Genomic DNA, 17257 nt, shown 5'->3' with positions numbered 1-17257 from the left:
GAGTCACGGTCGGTGCCGCTCCAGTTCCGTCAGGTCCGCCAGGATCTCGGAGATGAGTACGGGGTCGATATCACCGTAAGTCCCGGACGACAGCCAGACCCGCTGGATGGTCTGGTCTCCCAGCATGTCGGGCTCGCCCACCGGGATCCCCGGATCGAGGTCGATGCTCACCTCGGCACCGGAGGGCAGGGTCTGGATGACGCTGTTCTGCACCCCCGCGTCGGCGGGGGTGTCACGGTTCCAGCCCTGTTTGGCCAGCCCGAGCAGCACGCGCGACGGCACCGTCAGCTTGTCGAACCGGGGTAGGACGTTGGTGGACTTCTCGGAGTCGGTGAGTCGGTATACCGGACGGCTCAGTTGCGGAAATGGTTGCAGCAGTTCGTATTCCGCGAACAACTCGGACCAGGAGGCCAGCAGCTCGGCGGACAGCTGGGCGGGATGCACCACACCGACGACAGCGTCTTCGTCCAATTCAAACGGATTGTCTTCGGCGTCGGCGAAGGAGTTGTCCTCGGCAACCCGGAAGCTTTGCAGCAGTGGCGAATTGGGCTCTGCGGTCTCGTAGGTGCCCCAGGCCAGTCGACGTACCAGCACGCCGACCAGGGGATGGGATACGAAGTAGGCGCGGAAGTCCGCGGCATCGAACCGGCGCTGATATCGCATGGCGCGCTGCAGCCGGACGATCTGATCGGAGGCCGCGCCCCGCACGTCCTTCTTCAGGGCCGAGAACTGTTTGGTGGCTGAGGCCGCCAGGTCCGGGTCGTCGGTGGCCGCGGGCTTGGGCAGGGCCTTGCGCGGCTTGCCGTCGGCGTCGGTGAGGTAGGGCTTAAGGCTCTCGTCGAATCCGACGACGAACTGCCGGGGCCCGAAGTCGAGCGTGGCCGTACCTTGCGGGGACAAACCGAAATCCGGGACGAGCCGGTCGCCCAGTTGCTCGGGGGTCAGCTCCAGTTCGTCGGCGATCTGCTCGATCTTGTCTGCGGCCTTGGCCCGCAGCGCTTTGAACGGCACCTTCTGCGAAATGCGGTAGAGGTGCATGAGCGCCACATCGGTCCCGATGTCGGAGAGCACGTCCAGGCCGGCAACCGCGCGTTGGTGTGCGCTTTCTCCCGGCCAGGCCTGGATCAGGGGTGAGAGGGAACGCACCGTGTCGTCATCGCCCAGCCGACCCTGCAAGCGCAGCACCCACACGTCCTTGCTGGGAAAGTCCACCCGGCGGTACTGCTGGAAGAGCGCCCACGCCCATTGCGCCAGCGATCCCGGATCACACAGTGTCGCCACGGTTTCCAGCCCGGGGTAGGGCGCGTCGGCGTCGCCGAGCTGACACATGGTGACCAGTGCCGGAACCAGTTCCCGCGGTAACGCCGATTGCCGTCCGGACAGCGCGATCTGCGGAAGCAGTTGCGGTGCAAGCCAAACGGGAAGTGCGGGGATTCTGGCGGGCAAGATGGTGAGTGGGTTGGTGTCCAGCAGCACGGCGATGGCGGCGGCGGGCTCGTCGCCGTAGCCGCGCGCATGGTCGACGACCTCCTCCCGAGAGTGATTCGCCGCCAGTCGGCGCAATGCGGCCTCGGCACCCCGGCGGTGCGTTCCCGCCTTGCCCAGCGCAGCCGGTACCAGATACGCCACGGCTTCTAGTGCATGACGCCGAAGCCAATCCAGGGCGACGGTGCGGAGCTTGCCGCGGCGAAGCAGGAATTCGGCCATCCGGGGCGCAACTTCGTGACTGCGCACCGGAATCAATGTGTAGGCCGCCGCCACCGCGCTTTTGTCAAGCGCGCGTACGGCGGCGGGGTAGGCGTCCGCGCCGAAGCGCGCCAGGGCATAGGGCAGCCATCCGGCATCCCAGTATCGGGCATCGGGCTTCCAATGGCGGACCAACGCCAACGCATCATCGCCAGAAAGCTCGACCAGTGCCCCTTCCATCTGCCATCCCGAGTAACCGCCTTCGGCGAGGCGTTGCCACGACGGCATGTACTGCGGTGTGAACCGGAAGGTTGGTTGCTTGGCCAGAAGACGCTCGCGTTCTCCTGCTGGCCAGTCGAAGGCCACGGGCAGCTCGATGGGCAGCTCGAACACCGGCGGTTTGGTCGCCTTCTGCCGGCCGATCCACGGTGGGCTCAGGAGAATCGCTGGTGGCGAATCGGATTCGGGCAGGGCATCTTGCGTCGCCGTGATCTTCTCGATGGCCGCCCTGGTCGCATCGTCCAGCCCGGGCGACACCGCGGCCACCTGCTCGGGCTGGGTGAGCACGAAGGACCGCAGCTCGACTGCCGCGGTTTCGCTTCCCGAGCGCGCCAGTTCGGCCAGGCCGACGCCCGGATGGCGCGCTAGTGCGGACCGGATGGCGTCATATCCGCCGCGGGTGCCGGCATACCCGAGGAGCTGCCGGAACGCCCCGGGTGTCGGACAGTAAGTCAGCAGGTCCATCAGCTCGACGCGCCCGTCGGTGTCCGCCTCGTTTTTGAAAGCAGCCGCGATCACCTCGATTACCGCGGTGCCGGCGCGCACCGCGGCGGTCGCGAAGTTGGGCATGTCGTACGGGCGGGTATAGATGGTCGGCGTGTTTGTCACCAGCTCGCGCATCTGCGATTCCGTCTCCACCGTGCACAACAACAGATCGAAGCCCATGTGGTCGATCGGCGTGAGGGCCAGAGCGGCGGCGACCAGGTCCGGTTCGGTGGGTGCGAGATAGGCCGCGTGCACGGGGTGAACCGCCGGATCGCGAAGCTCGGCGACGGCGAGGCCGTATTCAGCCTCGGGCAGCGCAGCGAGGGTCCGGCGCATGAACTGCGGTAGATGGGCTCGCCAATCGACTCTGGGCTCTGGCTGGTAGCTCAGATGCCGTGAGTACCCGCCGTTGAAATGCGTGGACTGAACCCAGATGCGCAGTGCCGGGATCGTTCCGTAGGTATCCAAAATCCACGCGAGCAGCTCGACCGACCCCGAGAACCCCAGTAATGCCGGCAGTGCGAGGTCGAGATCGGGTTTTTCCCAATCACATTCGCCGATGACATCCCGGAGGCGATCCGTGACATACGACCGGGTCAATGCCTTGTCGATCTCCTCCGAATGGGCCTCGAAACAATCTCGCGCGCTGACTTTCCCGATCGGTTTGACGGGCTGCGGCCGGTCCCATCCACGCCACGGGATCACCCGGTCGAGCCACTTGTCCGGCAAGGAAAATTGGGTCATTGTGCAGTTGCTCCCGTTACGTCGGTGATGATTTCCGAGGCGAACACCAGGCCCGCGTCGGCGAACGTGCCTCGGTCCAGTCGTACCGATATTTCTTGGGTTTCGATCTCCCGTGGGTCCGGAGGGATGCCCGGGCTGAGCCAGATGTCGACCATGCGGCCACCCGGCGCGGACCGCGAGATCTGGTGGCGGGCCGGACCGTCGATCATCTCGCCGATCTCCCATCCCCGGCTGCTGAGCGCGGTGAGCGAGAACGTCCTCGCCGTGGCCTGCGCGAATCTGGAGAGTTCCTGCTCTCGCAGATCCTGCCCGGTAGCTTTGATCACCGGCCGGCTGATCTGCGGGAAGGGCTGCAGCAGTTCGTAATCGGCGAACATCCTGCCCCAGGTGGCCATGTGCTCAGGGGAGTGGAGTGGATGCGCGATGCCTACGGTGTGGGACGGGGCGAGGGATGTCAGAGCGTCGTTGTCGTCGGCAAGGGTCCGGTCCTCGGCTACCCGGAAGAGACTGATTTCCCCGGTTGGTGAAAAGGTGGCCCACAGCAGGCGTCTGACGACATGGATTAGCAGCGGATGCGACACGAACAATGACTCGAATTCCTCAACACTCCAACGGCGTTCGCGGATCATGGCGTCCTCGAGCCGGCGCAGCTGTTCCTTGGCCACGGTGCGGACCTGCCGGCGCAGCGCGGAGAAGCGACGGTAGGAGTCCTCGGCGCGGGCGGCGTCGTCGCCTTTACCGGGTTTGGGCAGCGCCTTCAACGCGGCACCGGATTCATTGGTCACGACGGGCTGCAGCCGCTCGTCGAACTGGACCGTGAACACCCGGCTTCCATAGTCCAATGAGAGGGCCGAGGCGTCGTTCAGGCCGAGGTCGGGCACCAGGCGGTCAGCCATCTGTTCGGCCGACAGTGACCGGCTCAACGCAATCTCTTGTATCTTAGCGTTTGCCTTATCTTTCAATGGCTTTGAGCGCTCGCGCTGAGAGATCCGATAGATGGTGAGCAGGGCGTGGTCGGAGCCGATGTTGGCGAGGACGTCCAGTCCATGGGGGACTCTGGCGCTGCGTCCCAGTCCGGGCCAGCGCCGGATGATGTCGTTGAGCCGATCAACCGTCTCGTCGTCGGCAAACCAGGCCAGGGCGTCGAACGCCCACGAGTGCCGGGTGGGTGCACCAATGCGGTCCCATGCTTCGTACAGCGACCAAGTCAGCGCGCGCAATGTCGCGGTGTCGCAGCTCTCGGAGATAGCGGTGAGCCCGGCGTATGGATTATCGGGGCTCGACATCATAAGCATGACGACGATGACGTTCAGGCTTGCGGCCGGTAGAGGCGTTCCGTCGGTGAGCGTGACGGGTGCCAGCAGCGCCCCTGCGGCCCAATCCGGTACGGAAGGAATCCGTTTCGGCAGGACTAGCAGGGGATCGAGTTCGACGATCTCAGTGATGGCGGTAGCGGCGGCATCGCCGTAGTGACGGCTTGATTCGATGACCGCAGTCGAGCTGTCGGTGCGAGCCAGGTACCGCAGTGCGAGCTGGGCACTGTCGCGAAGGGCGCCCAGCGGCCCCAGGGCCGCCGGTACCAGCATGGCGGCCACGGCGGCTCCATGCCTGCGGAAGTAGGCCCGCGCGGCAATGGCCAGGAGTCGGCGTTTCCCGGCGAGCCAGCGGGCGTGCGTCTCGGCGACCTCGCGAGTTATCAACGGTCCCAAGGCCGCCGACGCGGACTCCGGTTCCTTCTCGGCCAGCAGGGCCCCGAGACCGCCGAGCTCCGGTCCATGCCGGTGCAGGGCCGCCGGAAACCAGTAGCCGAACGAGAAGCTCCAGAGCGGGATCCAGCGGTTCGCGATGAGCTTGTGGGCCAGCTCCAGCGGCCCGCTGAGCAGAATCGACTGGAAGTCGGTGCCGGATAGCTTGCCGTGCTTGCCGTCAGCTTCCAGATCACCCCAGGTCCGCGGGCCCAGCCACGGGGTATGTTCGGCGAAATTCCGTAGCTTCTCCAATTCATCTGGGGTCCAAGATAATTCGGCGTACGGAGGTGCGGGTAGCTCATCCAGTACGACGGGTTTGACCTTCGGCCGCTTCGCGGTCCAGGGCGGCGAGACCAGCAGCTCGGGCAGTTCAGCGGCGTTGGTGGTCGCCCCGGCACTCGGTACGGGAGCCGTGCCTTGCGGCAGGCGGGCCGCGAGCTGTGGGCGTAGCGCCAGATGCATGGCAAGCAGCTCAACCGATACCGGGTCGTCGCGTCGGGCCAGCTGGTCGGCGGCGCACATCGGGAAGCGGGCCATCGCGAGCTCCACCGACTGCCGCACCCCTGGCTTGTTCGCATGCCGCAGCAGCGTCGCGAAGGCGTCGTCACTGGGCAGACAGGCCAGCGCCTCGGAGACCACCCCAGCGCGCCCCTTCGACAGGTAGCCGTCGAGGATGCGGTCGAGGACGGGCACCAGGGCCGGTCCGAATCGATCCACCAGTGTGGGCAGAATGCGCCGGTAGTCCTGATAGAACGAGTCCCAGCCGGTGTTCTGGAAGAGCAGCTCGGAGACCATGTCGATTGAGGAGACACTTGTCAGTAGCTCTAGCCGGGAGCGATTCTCAATAAGCCCGATGGGCTCCTGGCAGGCCTCGAAAACCCACTGAGCCTCCGTCGGGAACATAAATGCCGCAACGCATTTCGTCTTGTCCGAGATACGGGCCGAGAAGATCGCGTGCACCGCCCGCCGGTATTCGTCGTCGTCCACGAGGGTCAGGCGCTCACGAAGCCGGAGCGCCACATCGAAACACTCGATCCGGACGTGGCTCCATACGTCGGGAACGGGCGTATCAGTGGAACTCCACATGCTGAACAGCGGGGGCCCGTCGGCTAGCTGGACCGCCGTCCACAGAGCGAACGAGAGACCGTGCTCGGAGATCCACATGTCCGCGTAGTCGGCCGGCTTGATGCCGTCCACCAGGTTCAGGCGTGCCACCACAGCAGCGCCCAGGGGGTCTGGCTGTCCAGCGAGATAGCGTTGCCCTGCCTTGGCGGTCTCGGGAAACATCCGGTGGTACGCGAGCATCGCCTCGACGTCCCTGCGCCTGGTCTCGAAGGTCGTTTTCCGTATCCGGGCTATGGCGTCCTCGTCGACGGGACGTATCGGAATCGGCGGGCCGCCGCGCCGCGGCAGGATGAGTTTGCGCCAGGACGGCGCCATTATCACCGCCGACTCATCAGTTGCCGAGCAGATATCTCCCACGGCATTGCCCCCTAGTCTGATTGCCCGTGGGATTGAGGATAGCTGTACAGTCGACGGAGCTCTTGTGGGCACGGTGAACAGGTAGCTGTGTAACTCGCGCGGCACGCTCGCGACATGGCGCGGCGACCGACAGCGAACGGTTTTTTTACGACGCCCTCATCACCGTCACAATTTTTCACTCACAAAATTGGAGACTCTGCCGCCGGCTGGTTTGGTGGCGACGGTCGAAACCGGGCTGACGTTGAGTCGTGGCGTGTGCCGGGGGGCGCAGCAGTGTCGGGTGCAAGTTGAGGTTGCCGTGATCTTTAGGTCGGCCCATGTATCGAGTGATCAGTCACCACCAACTGGGTCCGGCGCCGCCATCCATCACACCCGCACGCTGAACCTAACCCTCATCCGGCTAGATGCTCGGCTGCGATCGGTCACGCAGGGTTTTGCGTCGGATGTACTCGCGTCGAGCCCAGGCGATGGCGATTGCCCATCCGGCTATGCCCAAAACCGTGGCCGCGAAAGCCATGATCCGGTTGTAGGTGCTCTGGCGGTGCATGTCGTATCCGGTGCTGGGCACGTGGCCCGGGGAACCAGTGAGCAGTTGTTCTTTGGTTTTTCCGTAGTGGTGGCAGCGATCCCACTGGCTCATGGGTTTGTGATCGCAGGTCGCGGGGTGGAGGTATATGGTGGGTGCGATTGCCAGAAAGAGTGTGCACATGGGTACTGCGATTATCAGGCGCCAGTCCGCATAAGGATTCTTTGACAGTGGCGCCTGCCGCCTGCCGTCTTCGGAATGTTTGCCCACCATCGCCGGCTACCTGGGCCCAGGCGGGTACGGATACGGATTGCCGTATGGGTGTTGTGGTGTGGCTTTGCGTCGTCGTGATGCGGTGATGATGAGCACGATTATTCCAGCGCTGGCAAGCGTGAGACCGGCGATGGGGCCTGCGAAAGTGGCTGTGATGGCGCCGGTTCCGGCGCGCGGACCTAGTCCGTAGGTGATGTCCGAGTAGCCGGCGCAGCTGATGGTGTAGTTGCCTGCCTGCTGGGCGCGCACCACGTAGAGCGCATGCCATTGGTTGATGCTCAGCGAGCCGTCGTATCGGCTGACAGTGGCGGCGTTGTTGTTTTCGTCGCGTGCCACGCAGCGTGTGTTCTGGGTCAGCTTCGGTACGGGTTCGACATCGGCGATGTAGATGATCATCTCGTCGCCCGAAGTGAATTGTTCAGTGGCAGAACCGTTAGCGTCGAACTGGCTCGTGGGTCCTTTGAGGGCATAGACGAGTCCTGTGACGAATAGGCCGATGCCGCCGACCAGGCCAGCTGCTATCAGCGCTGCGCCGACGGCGTACCAGTAGCTCGGTGTTGGCCGGTGTGGCGGGACGGGAGCAGGTGCGGGCCACTGCGGAGGAGGCGTCTGGCTCCAGGGATATGCGCCGGTGTGTGGCGGCGGTGGCTGCGTCCACGAAGCAGCAGGATCGTTGTCTTGCATCGTGTAACCCCCGTTTTCATCCCGCCTGTTCAGAACATGTATGTCAGTAGCTGACAGGTTGCTACGCGGTCATGGTTGAACAGTGCCGTAGTTCGGTGCGTGTGCGGATCCCGCGAGAAGTCGTGCTCGGGCTTCGAGCAGTGGGGGATAGAGCCACCAGAACACGGCCATTGCCGCGAATATAGTGGCGCTGCTGAGCGTGGTGAAGGTGATTTTTGAACCGAAGGCTGAAGTGCTCAGTTGGATAAGGGCATCGGCAACCATGATCCACATCAAGGTCTTGCGCAGTTTGGGCGACATCGAGGTGCGCTGACGTTCGGCCAGACGCGCAGCGGCGTGTCGGATCGCCGGATCGGTCGGTATCGGCCCAGACAGTACGGCTTTGGCGGCCTGTGGATACTGGGCGGGTGTCAGGCCGTCGAGTAGCTGGCGCAGTTGCGGTGCCCTGGATCGCGCGGCCAATGACCACACCAGCCCGACGAGGAGTGCCGCGACGGCTATGCCGATCCACCAGCCGGGCCATTGGCCGGGCTCGTTGCGGTTGATGACCGCTACGGGGATACCCGCTGCGGTGAAGATCAGGGCTGCATAGACGGGCCACTGTATCCACCAAGGGGCAAGCGCAAGTCTTATCCACACCAGCACAGTGTAAGCAGGCAGCAAACCGGTCATGTGGGAGGATGAACCGAAGGTTGGGCGATTTACGTGGAGGGGATTCAGATGCGAATTATTGGCGATGTGGCGACTCCGGAATTTGGCGATTGTGTAGTCGGCTCGGTGGGGCCCGGCGACGACAGTGCCGGGGCGCCGTATTAACTGTCGCATTACTTCTACGGAGGCTGCGACGGTAAGTCACCGGGGCCAAACAACAGGGGATCCTACTCGCGGTGGGGCAGAAGGTCTCATACGGCCACGTCACGTGTGCGGTCGATACCAATAGGACCGTGGCTTGCCTCGACGATGTCAGTGGCGGGCATGGATTCGTTCTCAAACCTTCTGGCAGTTGGACATTTTGAGCACCAGAACTGCCGTCCTCACAGTCTTGGCGTGCGCGGCCGGCCTCGGGTTGAGCATGCTGCTGTGGATGCTGTTCCGCGCCCACCATTACTCACGGGGGCATTTTGTCTCCAGTGCAGCTTGTTGGAGTTGTGCCGCCTCCCAGGGGCGCTGTAGTTCCCAGTTATCCATGATCCGGGTAACCGCTTCGGCGGCGGGCTTGCGCTGGAACTTCGTCAAACACGATTCAGTGGCGACTGCCTCAAGCGCGCTCCTGTACAGGGTGACTGGGGTGCCCTGGTGGTCAATGGTGATGTTCATGTCGGCGGATTCGGTCAGGGTGACCGAGTCTTGTTCGCTGAGAAGTTCCACTGCGCGCCGCCAGTATGCGCGGTTGCTCTCGTCGGTGTTGAGATAGACAAGAGCCAAGCGGGATAGCGCGGCGGCGGTTTCGAGAACGTTCTCCGAGGCGGTTACTGCAGTGGTCGCCGTCGGTGGTGCTGGCGTGGTCGCTGGACGATCACTGTTCTTGATCGACGAGAGCGCGACAACGATCACGATGACGGCCGCGACGACGACCAGGACCTTCCATCCGACGATCCTTGGTTTCTCGGACATAGCTCCCCCGTGTGGCGGCTGCCCCCAACCGTGGTTGCAGCGTATAGCCTCAGTGGCTAACTTGAGAAGACTCTCCTGCGCCGAAAGTGCAGGGTGTACGCAGCTGTTATGTCGAGCGTAGATGGGAACAGGCAACCGCCCCACGGAGGTGAATCGTCGTGAATCTCGAATTTGATGAGCCAATTGCCGAACGGGCCATCGAAGGCGTTGGCGGCCGAGAGGTCGTCGTGAAACTCGGCCCGCCGCGTGCGGAGGGACCAATGTGGCTGTGTCCCTACCGGATTGAAGGGTTGGACGCGCCATACGCCATGTTTGGCGCAGGGGCCGACAGCATCCAGGCGCTGGTCGTCGCCCTGGCCAACATTGGCGCCTACCTCAACGCTCAGGCCGAGCTCGGCCTGAGCAACGGGTTGGACTTCCTCGGATTCCTCGACGCCACGCGACTCCCTCGAGTGATCTAAAGACGTTGCAGGACAAGGATCTCAATCCAAGTCGGAGAGTGCCTTACGCGCCGCTTCGAGCTCGGCCTCGAGCGCGGCGACTTTGGCTGCCTGCTGGGATCGCGCTTCCTCGATAACCGCGTCGATCGGGGTGGAGAGGTCCTCGTGTAGTTCCTTGGCCGCGCGGGAGACGGCGGCTGCCGCAACGGCGAGGTTGCGGGCCAGATAGGTACTGCCCTGCTTCAGCTCGGCGTGCCATTCCCCGTCCGCGGTGCCGGTGACGGTGAGGGTCAGTTGCAGAGTCTTGGTTCTCTTCTGAGTCGCCTTTTTGACCGCCGTCTTCTCCGGCTTCTCTCCGACAGGAGTCTCGGGGGCCTGCACCTCAGGGGTATCGAACTCGGTGGATAGCGAGGCGTCTGCGGTCGTATCTGCGGTCGTCGTCACGGTGAGAGCTCCTTCTCAAGTTCATGGACGGTGTCAGGTATTAGAACACACGTTCGACACGTTGATGGCATTGATGTATCGCCTCGCTAAGTGCGTGTCCGGCGTGGCGTGCCGCGGATTTGGAGCCCATCATTCTTGCGATGCCGGTTAGCGGGCAAACGTCCGGTCATTGCCCGTCAGCAACTTTTGACGAGTCTCGCGGTGAGCGTCCGTCGCGCAGAGTCACTGATCGCGGGTGCGCTTTCCCCAGATCTGGCGACTGCGGCCGGGTGCATCCCCTGGCATTGGGGCGTTGCGCAGTCGATGAGTGTTTCTTGTTGCGCTGACAATGTTTCCTGGCATCGTTCGAAGTTCCTTTTGCCAGCTTTCCCGGTCATCTCTGCAAAGTTCGCGATCTTGAATGTGCAAACTGTCACAAAACGGTCTCCGTGTTGACAAGAGAAGGTCTCGGCCTTAGATTCTCCAGCATTGCCATGTGATGTGTTTTCGCAGTAAAACGCGATTGATGGCATTGCCTAAATGAGGGCAAATGGACGGGGGTCCGGCCGGTGTCGGCCAGGACGAGACACGGAGGGGTTCGGTTTCATGAAGTTGCCAGATCTGGCACGTCGAAGCTGCATCGCCGCGATCGCAACATCGATGACCGTTGCGACGGCGATCTTGATGAGCGCTTCCGATGCTGCTGCCGATCCGCAGGGGATGCCGGATCAGTATCAGCAGTTTGTGACGGACGACGGCTGGACGGTCGGTTTGACATTGACCAATGAGGTCATTGATCACATCGACAACATCGCGGGTGCGAGCAACTCCTGGCAGGCGCGCGTGTCCTATCGGGCCGAGGCGACGATCACGGGTTCGGGCTCCGCGGTGATTCAGGACGCGCAGTTGGAGACGGGGTATTTCGTGGGTTGCCGCACCGACTCGTCGTCGGGCGTGGAATTGGGCGGTGACCTCGGGTTGACGCTGTCCCAGTCGGTGTTCGGACAGGGCTATGCCGGCGGTTACGGCGGTGGCCAAGGTGGCTCAGGTGGCGGTGGCGGCCAGGGTGGCGGCTTTGGTGGTGCATCGGCCGGTGGCTCGCTCGGAGCTCAGGAGCACATCGGCGGTTACATGCGTGTGCTGCTCAAGCCGGGTGGTTTGGCTCAGCTGCCGATGGACCGGATCAACTTCCGGAACATGCGTGCGGTCTCCCAAGTGCGCAACCAGAACGTCGAGGCTGACGGCTGCGGTGGTCAGGTGAAGATCCAGTCCTTTGCGACCTTCCGGATCCGCACCGAGAACGGCAACGACACCCAGACCATCTACGGCGAACCCAAGGACCTGTGATGAATACCCGTACTCGTGGTGCCGCGTTGTTGGCCGCGCTAGCGTTCGTTTTTGCGCTCGTTATGGGTTCTGCGCCAAGGACTTTGGCGGATCCGGTGCAGCCGCCGCCCCCCAAGCCGATCCCATATGCGGTGCCGCAACCCGACGATCTTCCGCGCATCGCGCCCATAGGTGGGGCACAGGTCAAGACCAATACGCCGCTGGGTCTGGGGCCAGGTACAGGTCGGCCGCTGGCGGCGGGTCGGGAACGGTCCAACGCCACCATCTCGCCATCGCCGACCGATGGCACTCATCTGCCGACAGCGATCGCCGGTAAAGATGTCGTACTGCACTTGCCGCAGGAGCGCGACCTGACACCGGCGCAGTGGGGCGATGGCGGGTCGGCCACCTTTACCTCCCATGACACCGATTATCGGATTTCGCCGTTCGCCGGTGGCGGTGCTGACGTGAATATCATTCGGCGCACCATCTTTACGCCGGATAACTTCACCTTTGGCCTACGGGTTCCGGAGGGAACGCACGTGCGCCAGGGCAGCAATGTGGTCTTGGTTGAGTCCGACGCCGCGCCGGGCCTGCCCGCCACGACGATCGCAACGTTGTCGGTGCCGGTTGCCCGCGATGCCAAGGGCAATCCGGTGCAGGTGACTCCGGTGATCCACGGCGACTACATGTATCAGCAGACCAACCTGGCGCTCGATCTCGGTCCCGCAGACATCTTCGCCTTCCCGATCACAATCACGTTGTCGTACCGCGCATCGTCGATCCCGGCGAGTGGACAGCTGGCCAGTGACTGGGACGGCTTGCCCGAGGGCGGCGGCCCGCCGGAGGCCAAGAAGGCTGCCCAGATCATCGGTGCGCCGGGGGATTACGTAGTCGATCCCGGTGGCGCGCACCGTCCGGGGAATGTTGATCCGGTGCTGTACGCGCAGCGGCATGCCGATCGCTGCCTTTCCGGGCCCAACGAATTCCGTTCGGAAGACGGCCGGACGGCTGACTTCTTGAGCTCGTGCCAACGGCAGGCGATGTGCCTGGATGTCACGCCGGCGCAGATGTCGGTGGATGTGTGCAAGAACCAGGCGTTCGCGAACATGTCCGCGCAGTGCACCGCAACGTTCGGTCAGACGGGGCCCGACTACGAGGCATGCCTGAACGTCGCCAACGGGCATGCAGCCTGGTCCAAGGAGAACCTGCTGGGTGGGGGACTGTGCCAGCCCGTGGGGCCGGGAACCAATACCAAGTTCTTGCCCTCGAACAACAACCGCTATTGCACTAGCTGATTGAACGGGGCAGTGGCTACAGACACCCATACCGCCGGTTCACTGTTTGCACGCAGTCATTGCCTTAGTCTGAGCTGGTGATTCGGGCAACTCGATGGATGCTGGCCGCGATGTGCACTGCGACGATGCTGGCATCGGGGTGCACCGCCGTGGTCGACGGAGACGCTGTTGCCACACCGGGCGAAGAGGGCAAGCGGCTCACCAACCCGAAGTGTAGTTCGGTATCGGTGCCGCTGCTGGAAGTGCCGCTGGACAACGACTCTGAGCCACGGGTAGAGGTACCGCAGCCCTCCGGTTGGGAACGCGTCAACCGATTCGAAAGTGGTGTGGTTCGTGTCTACCTGGCCGCCCCGGACCTGCAGGCCGGCGGGTTTGTCCCGAACACCACGGTGGCAATTGCCAACCTGTCGGGCAAGGCGAGCACCGAGGACGATGCGTTCGCCGCTGAGCGTGGCGGATTGGAGTCCTTCGGTGTCACCGATCTGGTCGAGGCTCAGGGCACTATTTGTGGATATCCGTCGAAGACGTTGACCTACAACATGGGATTAGGGAACATCCCCGTCCACCGGGTGACGACCACGATCGTCGCGGTCAAGAACAACACCAAGATGTTCACGGTCGGGGTGTCGGTTCAGGCGTTGGACGACACCGTGCGCGGTTTTGACAGTGCACGGGAAACGATACTGGCCGGGCTGCAGGTCAGCCCGCCCGTTACATCCTGATATCAGTTGCCGGACTGGCCCATTGGGCGTCGATGATGGTGGTGTGCTGCGGTAGTGCTGGCCGGTAGCTGCCATCTTCGGTCATCCGGTCGGCGACGCTGGCATGGATCCAGGCGCCGTCGGGGATGCGGCGGCGACGGAATATCAACAGCGCCCAGAGCCAGCTGACCCGATGAATCTCGCCCATGGCATAGGTGGGTTCAACGGAGCAATACCGTTGATATTTCTTGGTATCGAGCAGCAACCCGTGTTCTGTGGCGCCTTCAATCACCCATTTCAGTGCGATATCCGAGAGTCTGTCGTCGTCGGGGTAGTCGCCGCCGATGTCGGAGTGGATGCCGGCGAACCACGCCTCGTCGACAAGCCGTTGATCGCCGAGGAATTTGATGAGGTACTCGCGATAGGGTCGGCGCTTTTCGTCGATGGCTACCGCGTGCCTCCCCGAGAGAGCGTTGGGAACGCTTGGGGCGTAAGGCCATTGCATGCTCCGCTTGAAGATTCCGGGAGCGCTGACGGTGTCCCAGAGTCCGAGGTATGCGACGGGAATGGAGAACTTCCCGTCTTCGCGACGGGCCACAGTGCGTGAGAATGAGTGCAGCTGATCCCATCGCTCGGCGGACCAGCTTGCGCACGATTGCGCATACAGACTCACCGCGTAAGGAACCAGGTTTTGTGAACCGGGACGCAGCATGCCGACCGAGTTGAGCAGCCCCGCAAGGCCTCTCGCGCAGAATGCGCCGCGGCTGAATCCGAAGATGAAGATGCGGTCTCCGGGTTGCCACCGCTCGATCAGATAGGTGTAAGCCTCGGCCAGCTTGGCGCGCAAGCCAATCCCGAACGCGATACCCAGAACTCGGGCGACGAACTGACCTCCCGGGGCGTACGTGCCGATGACTGGATCGGTGCCTACACCCGGGTCGTAATACGAAATCTGACGGTCGGTCAGATCGTGGAGCACCATGTCGTAGCCGCGAACCACATTGGTGTTCCCCGCGGCACGGATCTGATTACCCGTGCCGTCGAAACAGATGACGATGTTCTTGGCCATCGCCGTTCGGTTTAGTCTTCGCCGTCGTATGGCTTCGGGTCGTACGGCGAGGCGTGTGGATTTTGATAGGCCACGTGCTCTTCGTTCCACACGCCGATGACGGCGGGGGACACCTTGGGCAGCGGGCCGACAAGCTCGTTGCCGTTGTCCAGGCTCACCAAGAATTCCGGGGTGAAGTGCTGGTCCTCATCTTCCTGGTGATGTTGTCCTGCAGCGCCAGGCGTCATCATGGTCGGCGGCTGGGCAATGCCCATGCCCGACATCGGCGAAGCTGTCGGTGCGGCCGAAAGCCCCATGCCCGCGCCCGCTGTGTACGAGCCGGCGATGATCGGCCCCGCGGCGAGGGGACTGATATCGGACTTGTCGTCCTTCTTCTCGTCCTTGTTGGTGGTTGGCTTGCCCCATCGCCCGATGCCGTAAGTGCCGGGGACCGAACCCGTGTTGGGACCGGTCGCGGTGGTGCTGCCACCCGACGACGGCATGGTGCCAGCCCCGCCGCCCGCACCGGCAGCGGCGGCTGCTGCGGCCGCGGGGCCACCAGCACCGGCTCCGGAGCCACCACCCGCCGCACCCGCTGCGGCCGCGGCAGCGCCCGCTCCACCGGCGCCGGAAACGGATGCTTGTGACGGATCGGCCAGGGCGGCTGCGGCAGCCGCGCGCACCGCGGCTTCGTCGATGGGCTTGATCTGGTCAGGCTTGATGTCCTTGCCGTTCCCCAAGCCAGATAACGATGACGCGGTGTTGACCGCAGCGGCCGCGGCATCGGCCAACTGTGGAGCCGGGGGGAGCGCCGGGAGTCCCGAGCCGGCCTGCTGGGCGACAGGGGACCAGACCTTCCGCATGATCATGCGGGCCTCGTCCTGCTTTTGGTCGGCGAGGGCTTGTTGCGCGTAGTAATGCTCGTAGGCAGCCTGAGTATGTTCCTGGGGTTGCTGAACTTGGACGACATCTGGCATAAGGCCCTTGACCTGTGTCATCGCCGTTTCGACCTCGGTAGGCTTGGTGGCCATGAGTGAGAGGCCGTCACTAACTTTTTCGGCGTGACTATTGTAGTCGGAGATGCCTTGCTTGGCGGCTTCGGCGCCTTCGCCGGTCCATTGCGCGCCCACCGCGGCGTCGAAAGACCGCTTAAAGTCGTCTAACGCCTTGCTGAAACCGGTAGCCAGCTTTTCCCAGTCTTTCGATACGGCGAGTGCCTTGTCCGGCTCAAATGCATCGGATGCGGCCTTGATTCTCGCGTGAGACCAGCCGTTGAAGTCCTCTGTGGGGACGCCGACGGACTCGGTTCCGCCATCAATGTTCGAGCCATGTAAGCGCTGCTTGGCGTAGACCGCTTCGCGCTCGCGGTTGCCTTGAGTCCACTTGTCTTCGCTCATGGCCGCTCCTTCGTGTTGTGGCGTACAACTCGCTCTTTAGGGTGAGACGCGTTCGGTACCGGTTCGGTTCCATCTTTTGGAAAGATTTCAAAGTGGGAGATAGGGGACGAGCCCTTCTGCGTTCTTGCGGGCTGCGGTTAGGCAGTCTGGGTACGGAGCGAACTCGCCAGGCGACGAGCTGATGAGGACGCCATACACACCGGTTGTTGCAGATATGTTGAGAGCGCAGGAGTCGGTTTCTGGTTGTTTTGATCGATACCCGAACAGTGCCTTCCGGCCTCCGATTTCGAGCTCCTGATAGCCCCACTCGTTGTTGGCCTGTCTCAGCATGTCCAGGCTGTAATTTGATGCGGCCAACGTAAGTAAGTACTCGCCGCGCGGATAGTACTTACAGAACACGTTCTCGGTATCGCCATCGGACTGGGTATCTGACCGCGGCGGTTTGGCGTCGAGCTGCAGTTGTTGGACGACCGATGACGGTATGTCTTTACAAGGATCGAATGTGATGTGGACACGGCCCTTGGCATTCGTGGGCAATTGTGATGTGGCGGGTGGCTCTGATGATGGGACCGGTGCCCCCGGAACTGAGGGCGAGCAGCCAGTTAAAACAAGGATGAAGGTTACCCAGACAGCGATCCGAGACATATGCACGGTGACTGTTACTTCGTGAACTGTCCGAAGTTGCTCGCGGTGTTCGCCTCTGTTGTTCTGTAGCCATTGCGCACTGCAACAAAGAGTGTTTTCATCTCTTCCACTTGTTGCTTGTGTGACTCAAAGGTATCCGCAGCGGTCATTCGTCCACCGTCGGCCTTCTTCTGGAATGCCTCGGCCAGGGCTCTTCCGGAGTCAAGTTTCAGCTCAGCGAACCCCAATGGATACGTGCTGAGATCTTGTGCGTCCCGTTTGAGATCCTTAAGGGCACCAATGTACGCATCACATGCGCTAATGATGTGGTCGATCGCGCTGTCCTCGAGGTGCAGAACCAGTCGGCCGTCCTTGGCATTCTGCTTCAGGTTCTCCAACGACATAAAGCCCCCTCAGGTCGTGGCCGAGTCCGGCCAGGTGAGATTCATCGTATGTGGGTTAGACGTCAGGCATCCCA

At 62.9% G+C, this 17257-nt stretch carries 15 protein-coding genes; 4 read left to right on the top strand and 11 right to left on the bottom strand.

Going from position 1 to position 17257, the window contains the following annotated elements; all coding sequences use genetic code 11:
• Positions 1-3: 3 nt before the first annotated feature.
• The 6 genes from B4393_RS17025 to B4393_RS27515 form a co-directional block, all read right to left on the bottom strand.
• Entirely contained in the window at positions 4-3195 is a 3192-nt protein-coding gene (locus tag B4393_RS17025) for a DUF4132 domain-containing protein (protein ID WP_078335064.1), read from the bottom strand.
• On the bottom strand, positions 3192-6383 hold the full coding sequence (locus B4393_RS17020; protein WP_078335063.1) for a DUF4132 domain-containing protein: 3192 nt from the start codon (positions 6381-6383) through the stop codon (positions 3192-3194). The genes B4393_RS17025 and B4393_RS17020 overlap by 4 nt, the downstream gene beginning before the upstream one ends.
• A 442-nt stretch (positions 6384-6825) precedes the next feature.
• The gene (locus B4393_RS17015) at positions 6826-7065 is read right to left on the bottom strand and encodes a hypothetical protein (protein WP_133052582.1); all 240 of its coding nucleotides are present in this window, start codon (positions 7063-7065) and stop codon (positions 6826-6828) included.
• 165 nt (positions 7066-7230) lie between these two features.
• The gene (locus B4393_RS17010) at positions 7231-7908 is read right to left on the bottom strand and encodes a hypothetical protein (RefSeq protein ID WP_236743180.1); all 678 of its coding nucleotides are present in this window, start codon (positions 7906-7908) and stop codon (positions 7231-7233) included.
• Between the two features lie 69 nt (positions 7909-7977).
• On the bottom strand, positions 7978-8547 hold the full coding sequence (locus B4393_RS17005; RefSeq protein WP_236743179.1) for a hypothetical protein: 570 nt from the start codon (positions 8545-8547) through the stop codon (positions 7978-7980).
• Between the two features lie 465 nt (positions 8548-9012).
• Positions 9013-9522, bottom strand: a complete 510-nt coding sequence (locus B4393_RS27515) for a hypothetical protein (protein ID WP_078335061.1) — start codon at positions 9520-9522, stop codon at positions 9013-9015.
• Positions 9523-9680: 158 nt separating this feature from the next.
• On the opposite strand from B4393_RS27515, the gene B4393_RS16990 reads away from it, so the two are divergent.
• A complete protein-coding gene (locus tag B4393_RS16990; protein WP_078335060.1) occupies positions 9681-9983 on the top strand; it encodes a DUF6968 family protein in 303 nt (100 codons plus the stop codon).
• A gap of 21 nt (positions 9984-10004) precedes the next feature.
• On the opposite strand, the gene B4393_RS16985 is transcribed toward B4393_RS16990, so the two are convergent.
• The gene (locus B4393_RS16985; RefSeq protein ID WP_078335059.1) at positions 10005-10406 is read right to left on the bottom strand and encodes a DUF6319 family protein; all 402 of its coding nucleotides are present in this window, start codon (positions 10404-10406) and stop codon (positions 10005-10007) included.
• A gap of 585 nt (positions 10407-10991) precedes the next feature.
• Between B4393_RS16985 and B4393_RS16980 the strand changes: the two genes are divergently transcribed.
• The 3 genes from B4393_RS16980 to B4393_RS16970 all read left to right on the top strand — a co-directional run bounded on the left by B4393_RS16980 (position 10992) and on the right by B4393_RS16970 (position 13731).
• Positions 10992-11732 (top strand): MspA family porin, encoded by a 741-nt coding sequence (locus tag B4393_RS16980; RefSeq protein ID WP_078281606.1) that lies wholly within the window; start codon positions 10992-10994, stop codon positions 11730-11732.
• Positions 11732-13009: a hypothetical protein gene (locus B4393_RS16975; RefSeq protein WP_078335140.1), complete on the top strand. Its 1278-nt coding sequence runs from the start codon at positions 11732-11734 to the stop codon at positions 13007-13009. Before B4393_RS16980 ends, B4393_RS16975 begins: the two co-directional genes overlap by 1 nt.
• Before the next feature lie 125 nt (positions 13010-13134).
• Positions 13135-13731, top strand: a complete 597-nt coding sequence (locus tag B4393_RS16970) for an LpqN/LpqT family lipoprotein (protein ID WP_078335139.1) — start codon at positions 13135-13137, stop codon at positions 13729-13731.
• On the opposite strand, the gene B4393_RS16965 is transcribed toward B4393_RS16970, so the two are convergent.
• The 4 genes from B4393_RS16965 to B4393_RS16950 form a co-directional block, all read right to left on the bottom strand.
• Complete coding sequence (locus B4393_RS16965) at positions 13721-14779, bottom strand: DUF2235 domain-containing protein (protein ID WP_078335058.1); 1059 nt, start codon at positions 14777-14779, stop codon at positions 13721-13723. The genes B4393_RS16970 and B4393_RS16965 overlap by 11 nt on opposite strands.
• A gap of 11 nt (positions 14780-14790) precedes the next feature.
• The gene (locus B4393_RS16960) at positions 14791-16155 is read right to left on the bottom strand and encodes a hypothetical protein (protein ID WP_078335057.1); all 1365 of its coding nucleotides are present in this window, start codon (positions 16153-16155) and stop codon (positions 14791-14793) included.
• Between the two features lie 87 nt (positions 16156-16242).
• The gene (locus B4393_RS16955) at positions 16243-16800 is read right to left on the bottom strand and encodes a DUF3558 domain-containing protein (RefSeq protein WP_078335056.1); all 558 of its coding nucleotides are present in this window, start codon (positions 16798-16800) and stop codon (positions 16243-16245) included.
• Between the two features lie 14 nt (positions 16801-16814).
• The gene (locus tag B4393_RS16950) at positions 16815-17183 is read right to left on the bottom strand and encodes a hypothetical protein (RefSeq protein WP_078335055.1); all 369 of its coding nucleotides are present in this window, start codon (positions 17181-17183) and stop codon (positions 16815-16817) included.
• Positions 17184-17257: the final 74 nt, after the last annotated feature.

Origin of the sequence: Mycobacteroides franklinii (genome assembly GCF_002013895.1) — a bacterium.
GTDB classification, from domain to species: Bacteria; Actinomycetota; Actinomycetes; order Mycobacteriales; family Mycobacteriaceae; genus Mycobacterium; species Mycobacterium franklinii.
Note: the sequence above shows the minus strand (reverse complement) of the source record. Positions and strands in the feature narration are given on the sequence as shown.

Excerpts from the sequence above, each read along its gene's own strand:
- B4393_RS17025 (WP_078335064.1), bottom strand. The coding sequence starts at position 3,195 with ATGACCCAATTTTCCTTGCCGGACAAGTGGCTCGACCGGGTGATCCCG.
- B4393_RS16960 (WP_078335057.1), bottom strand. The coding sequence starts at position 16,155 with ATGAGCGAAGACAAGTGGACTCAAGGCAACCGCGAGCGCGAAGCGGTC.
- B4393_RS16950 (WP_078335055.1), bottom strand. The coding sequence starts at position 17,183 with ATGTCGTTGGAGAACCTGAAGCAGAATGCCAAGGACGGCCGACTGGTT.
- B4393_RS16965 (WP_078335058.1), bottom strand. The coding sequence starts at position 14,779 with ATGGCCAAGAACATCGTCATCTGTTTCGACGGCACGGGTAATCAGATC.
- B4393_RS16970 (WP_078335139.1), top strand. The coding sequence starts at position 13,135 with ATGCTGGCATCGGGGTGCACCGCCGTGGTCGACGGAGACGCTGTTGCC.
- B4393_RS16975 (WP_078335140.1), top strand. The coding sequence starts at position 11,732 with ATGAATACCCGTACTCGTGGTGCCGCGTTGTTGGCCGCGCTAGCGTTC.
- B4393_RS16955 (WP_078335056.1), bottom strand. The coding sequence starts at position 16,800 with ATGTCTCGGATCGCTGTCTGGGTAACCTTCATCCTTGTTTTAACTGGC.
- B4393_RS17015 (WP_133052582.1), bottom strand. The coding sequence starts at position 7,065 with ATGAGCCAGTGGGATCGCTGCCACCACTACGGAAAAACCAAAGAACAA.
- B4393_RS16980 (WP_078281606.1), top strand. The coding sequence starts at position 10,992 with ATGAAGTTGCCAGATCTGGCACGTCGAAGCTGCATCGCCGCGATCGCA.
- B4393_RS27515 (WP_078335061.1), bottom strand. The coding sequence starts at position 9,522 with ATGTCCGAGAAACCAAGGATCGTCGGATGGAAGGTCCTGGTCGTCGTC.
- B4393_RS17010 (WP_236743180.1), bottom strand. The coding sequence starts at position 7,908 with ATGCAAGACAACGATCCTGCTGCTTCGTGGACGCAGCCACCGCCGCCA.
- B4393_RS17020 (WP_078335063.1), bottom strand. The coding sequence starts at position 6,383 with ATGGCGCCGTCCTGGCGCAAACTCATCCTGCCGCGGCGCGGCGGCCCG.